The following is a 4311-nucleotide window of genomic DNA, read 5'->3' on the forward strand; positions in this document are numbered from 1 at the left end:
CCGGCTGGCTCCCCGGACACGTTGGATATCAGGCAGATTCGCGGCTGTTGCGGCTCGATGTCGGCGATCCGGCGCGCGAACTCGTCGAGCATCGGTTCCATCAGCGCCGAATGAAACGCGTGCGAGACCGCCAACCGGTGTGTGCGCCTGCCGCTTTCCGCCAACCGATCCGTCAGGGCGGTGACCGCGGCGCGCTCGCCGGACAGGACCACCGCATTGGGGCCATTGACCGCCGCGATGCCGACACTGTCGCCGAGCATCGGGGCGACCTCCGCCTCGGTGGCGCTCACCGCCACCATCACCCCGTCGCCCGGCAGCGCCGCCATCAGCCGGCCGCGCGCCGCCACGATGCGCGCCGCGTCGCCCAGCGCCAGCACCCCCGCCACATGCGCGGCCGCGATCTCGCCGACCGAATGACCCAGAACCACCTCGGGCGTCACCCCCCAGGATCGCCACAGCGCCGCCAGGGCGACCTCGAGCACGAATAAGGCCGGCTGCGCGAACTCGGTGCCGCGCAACAGCTCCGCGTCGGTGCCCCACATCACCTCGCGCAACGGCGACCGCAGGTGGGGATCCATCGCGGCCGCGGCCTCGTCGAAGGCACGCGCGAAGGCCGGGAACCGCCGGTGGAGTTCGCGACCCATTCCCGGCCATTGGGAGCCCTGGCCGGGGAACACGAAGGCGATCTTGGCCGCGGGCCCGGCCCGGCCGGCGATCACGCCGGGGGCGGGCTCCCCGGCGGCCAGGGCCACCAGTTCGCGCGTCAACTCTTCGGGATCGCCGCCGACCAGCACCGCCCGCCGCTCGAACACCGAGCGCGTCGTCGCCAGCGACCACGCCACGTCCGCGGGGCTCACCCCCGGCTCGGCCACCCACTCCGCCAGCCGGCGCGCCTGGTTGGCCAGGGCCCGCCCCGAGCGGGCCGACAGCACCCATGCGAGCGGCGGTTCGTGCGGTTCGGCGGGCGTATCCGGTTGCGGCGGGGCCTGTTCCACGACGACGTGTGCGTTGGTGCCGCCCATCCCGAAGGACGACACACCGGCGCGGCGCGGGCGCCCCGCCGCCGGCCAGGGCAGCGCGGCGGTGTTCACGCGCAGGTGTTCGAGTTCGGGATTGCCGTCGGCGTAGTTCAAGCTCGGCGGCAGCACCGAATGTCGCACGGCCAGTAAGGCTTTGAGCAGGCCCGCTATCCCGGCCGCGCCGCCGGCGTGACCGATGTTGGTCTTGACCGAACCCACGTGCACTGCGCGCTCGCGCGCCGCGAACACCTCGCCGAGCGCCTGGGCCTCAACCGCGTCGCCGACCTTGGTGCCGGTGCCGTGGGCCTCGATGTAGTCGATGTCGCCGGCGCCGAGGCCGGCGGTGGCGAGCGCCCGCCGGATCACGTCCGCCTCGGCGGAGACGGAAGGCACCGTCTGCCCGGCTGCGCTGTGCCCGGCGTTACCGACGGCGCTGCCGCTGATGACCGCGTGGACGCGGTCCCCGTCGCGCAGGGCCGCCGGCAACGGCTTCAGCAGGACCAGTCCCCCGCCCTCGCCGCGCACGTAACCGTCCGCGCGCCGATCGAACGCATAGGTGCGACCGGACGTCGACAGCGCACCGAATTCGCGCTCCAGCATTGCGGTTTCGTCGGCCAGGTTCAGGTGAACCCCGCCGGCGATCGCCAGCGCCGACTCGCCGGCGCGCAGGCTCTCACAGGCGAGGTGCACGGCGAGCAGCGACGACGATTGGCCGGAGTCGACGGTCATGCTCGGCCCGCGCAAACCGAAGGCGTACGAGACCCGGTTGGCGATCATCCCCCGGCTGATCCCGGCGAACGAGTGGTGGTCGAGGTTGTCGGCGATGTCGCGCAGCGTGAGGACCGCGTAGTCGTCGGCCATCGCCCCCACATACACCGAAACGTCGTTGCCACGAATGCTTTCGGGTACCACGAACGCGTCCTCGAAGGCTTCCCAGGCCAGTTCGAGGGCCAGCCGCTGGCGAGGGTCCATCGCGCACGCCTCGCGCGGCGAGAGGTTGAAGAAGTCGGCGTCGAACTCCGCGACGTCCCCGGGCAACCGCGTCGCTTCCCGGCCGTTGCGGATCAGATCCCAGAACTCGCGCGGGTTTGCCGCGCCGGGGAATCGGCACGCCAGGCCGATGACTGCGACGTCCGTCATGCTAGGGGCCGATCTCTTCGTCGAGGATCGCGAAGAGTTGGCTCTCGGTGGCGGTGGCGATGTCGTCGTCGAACGGGTCGTCGGGCTGCTCCGGGTGGTGCACTTCCGCCGGCCCCGTCAGCGAGCGCAGCAGGCCTTCCAGCCGGGTGACCAGCTGCGCCTTGTCGCCTGGGCTCCAGTCGGATTGCCCGAGCAGCGCCTGCAATTCGCGGGCCACGTCGTTGAAGCGGGCCATTCGGTCGGGCGGCGCACCGGCCGTGCCGGTGGTCAGCTGGCCGTCGAGATGCTCGGCCAGCGCCGCCGGCGTCGGGTAATCGAAGATCACCGTCGGCGAAAGGGTCAGGCCGGTCGCGATCTTGAGCCTGTTGCGCAGCTCCACGGCGGTCAACGAGTCGAACCCGAGGTCCCCGAAAGCCTGGTCGGCGTTGACGTCGGCGGTGCTGTGCCCCAACACCGTGGCGGCGTTGCCGCACACCAGGTCGATCAGTTCGCGCCGGCGCTGCTCGGGGGCCAGGCCGTCCAGCCGCGCCCGCAGGCCGGTCAACGACACCATGTCGGTGGGGTCGAGGACCCGTCGGGCGCGCCGAATGGCCAATTGGCTCAACAGCGGTGGCAGCGCGGCGCCGGCGTGCGCCAGCGCGGCGGTGTCGAGCCGGGTGGCCACGACGACGGGCGGCTCCGTCAGCAGCGCGGCGTCGAGCAGGCCGAGCGCCTGCCGGGTGGACAGCGGGGCGAGCCCAGCGCGGCTCATCCGCGCCTTGTCGCGGTCGCCCAGGTGCCGGGTCATGGCCGACGCCTCTTCCCACATCCCCCAGGCGATCGACAGGGCGGGCAGGCGATGGGCGTGGCGGTAGGCCGCCAGTCCGTCGAGGAAGCTGTTGGCCGCGGCGTAGTTGCCCTGACCCGGCGCCCCGACGATCCCCGCCATCGACGAGAACAGCACGAACGCCGAAAGATCCAGATCCCGGGTCAGCTCGTGCAGGTGCCACGCCCCGTCGACCTTGGACCGCAGCACCGTATCGATGCGCTCCGGTGTCAGGGACGCGATCACCGCGTCGTCGAGCACCCCCGCGGCGTGAAATACGCCGCGCAGCGGGAAGCGCTCCGGCACCCGCGCCAGCAACCCGGCCACGGCGTCCCGGTCGCCCACGTCGCAGGCCACCACCGACACCTCGGCGCCCGCCTCGCGCAGCTCGGCGACCAGCCCCGTCAACCCGTCCGCCCGTTCACCGCTGCGGCTGACCAGCATGACGTGCGGTACCCGGTAGCGGTCGACGAGGTGCCGGGCCACGGCCGAACCCGCCATGCCGGTTCCGCCGGTGATCAGTGCGGTGCCGCCGCCCAGCCCGGCCGGCCCGTCGGGCATCGTGAGCACCACCTTGCCGATGTGGCGGGCCTGGCTCACGAACCGGTACGCCTCCGCGGCGCAACGCACGTCGAAGGCCTTGACGGGCAGGGGCTTTAGAGCTCCGGTCGAGAACAGGCGCATCAGTTCGGCCGACATCGCCGCGATGCGGTCCGGGCCGGCCTCCATCAAGTCGAACGCGCGGTAATAGATCTCGGGGTGCGCCGCCGGGTCGCGCAGGTCGGTCTTGCCCATCTCGATGAAGCGCCCGCCGCGGCCCAGCAACCGCAGCGACGCGTCGGTGAACTCGCCCGCCAGCGAGTTCAGCACGACCTCCACGCCGACTCCGCCCGTGGCCGCGGAGAACTTCTCCTCGAACTCCAGCGTCCGCGAATCCGCGATGTGATCGTCGTCGATGCCCATGGCGCGCAGGGTGTCCCACTTGCCGCGGCTCGCGGTCGCGAAAACCTCGGCCCCCCAATGCCGGGCCAGCTGCACGGCCGCCATGCCGACGCCGCCGGCACCGGCGTGCACCAGCACCCGCTCGCCGGCGCGCAGGCCCCCCAGGACCGACAACCCGTAATACGCCGTCAAGAACACCACCGGCACGCCCGCGGCCTGCGCGAACGACCAGCCCGACGGCAGCGGCGTCACCAGCCGGCGATCGACGACCGCCTCGGACCCGGTCAGGCCCAAGATGCCCATCACCGCGTCGCCTACCGCCAAATCCGTGACGCCGGCGCCGATCTCGGTCACCAGGCCGGCACCCTCCGCGCCCAGCTGCGCGGCACCCGGGTACATGCCCAG

2 protein-coding genes are annotated in these 4311 nt (G+C 72.3%); both read right to left on the reverse strand.

Going from position 1 to position 4311, the window contains the following annotated elements:
• Nucleotides 1-2159: type I polyketide synthase (locus tag A9X05_RS06505; protein ID WP_067780072.1), on the reverse strand; the 2159-nt coding region annotated here is incomplete at its 3' end.
• Between the two features lies 1 nt (nucleotide 2160).
• The coding region (locus tag A9X05_RS06510; protein ID WP_156736512.1) for a type I polyketide synthase at nucleotides 2161-4311 on the reverse strand (2151 nt) is incomplete at its 5' end.

This window comes from Mycobacterium sp. E3298 (assembly GCF_001666895.1).
GTDB lineage: Bacteria > Actinomycetota > Actinomycetes > Mycobacteriales > Mycobacteriaceae > Mycobacterium.